The organism is Pseudomonas sp. BP11-1-1 (genome assembly GCF_052112105.1).
GTDB classification, from domain to species: Bacteria; Pseudomonadota; Gammaproteobacteria; order Pseudomonadales; family Pseudomonadaceae; genus Aquipseudomonas; species Aquipseudomonas alvandae.
Genome location: NZ_JAUTYU010000041.1, coordinates 1 through 1,211, shown reverse-complemented (window position 1 = coordinate 1,211; position 1,211 = coordinate 1). Strand labels below are relative to the sequence as shown.

At 63.0% G+C, this 1,211-nt stretch carries 1 protein-coding gene; it reads right to left on the bottom strand.

Annotated elements, in window-relative coordinates:
* The coding region (locus Q7C33_RS28875; RefSeq protein ID WP_407684592.1) for an NAD(P)(+) transhydrogenase (Re/Si-specific) subunit beta at positions 1-1,211 on the bottom strand (1,211 nt) is incomplete at both ends.

Below are 1,211 nucleotides of genomic sequence, written 5' to 3'. Positions count from 1 at the left end.
ATGATGGTCTTGGCCTTGAAGGCTTCGAGGATCGGCATGCCGGCAATCGGCGACTTCGGATCGTTCTTCGCCGCCGGGTTGACCACGTCGTTGGCGCCCAGGACGAGTACCACGTCGGCCTGGCCGAACTCGGAGTTGATGTCTTCCATCTCGAACACCTGGTCGTAAGGCACTTCGGCCTCGGCCAGCAGGACGTTCATGTGCCCGGGCATGCGACCGGCCACCGGGTGGATCGCGTATTTCACGGTCACGCCGTGGTGGGTCAGCTTCTCGGTCAACTCTTTCAACGCGTGCTGCGCCCGCGCTACCGCCAGCCCGTAGCCCGGCACGATGATCACCGTGTCGGCGTTGGTCAGCAGGAAGGTCGCATCGTCAGCCGAACCGGATTTCACCGGGCGGGCTTCCTTCGAGCCTGCCGGGCCAGCCGCATCGGCGGTGTTGCCGAAGCCACCGAGCAACACGTTGAAGAACGAGCGGTTCATCGCCTTGCACATGATGTACGAGAGGATCGCGCCGCTCGAACCCACCAACGAACCGGCAATGATCAGCATCGAGTTGTTCAGCGAGAAGCCGATACCCGCCGCGGCCCAGCCGGAGTAGCTGTTGAGCATCGACACCACCACCGGCATGTCCGCACCGCCGATCGGGATGATGATCAGCACACCCAGGACAAACGCCAGGGCCAGCATCAAGGCGAACGCGCCGAGGTTGCCGGTGAACATGAAGGTCAGGCCCAGGCCCAGCGTTGCCAGGCCCAGGATCAGGTTGAGCTTGTGTTGGCCGCCAAACTGTACCGGTGCGCCCTGGAACAGGCGGAACTTGTATTTGCCCGAGAGCTTGCCAAAGGCGATCACCGAACCGGAGAAGGTAATTGCACCAATGGCGGCGCCGAGGAACAGCTCCAGGCGGTTGCCGGCCGGAATCGAGTCGCCGAGTTGTTTGACGATGCCCAGGGATTGCGGCTCGACAACAGCAGCGATAGCAATGAAGACGGCAGCCAGGCCGATCATGCTGTGCATGAAGGCGACCAGCTCCGGCATCTTGGTCATCTCTACGCGCTTGGCCATGATCGAGCCGGCGGTGCCGCCGATCAGCAGGCCGACAATGACGTAGCCGATGCCGGCGGTGGCTAGCTCGGCACCGAGCTTATAGATGAGGCCCACAGTGGTGAGCACCGCCAGCGCCATGCCGAGCATGCCGAACAGGTTGCC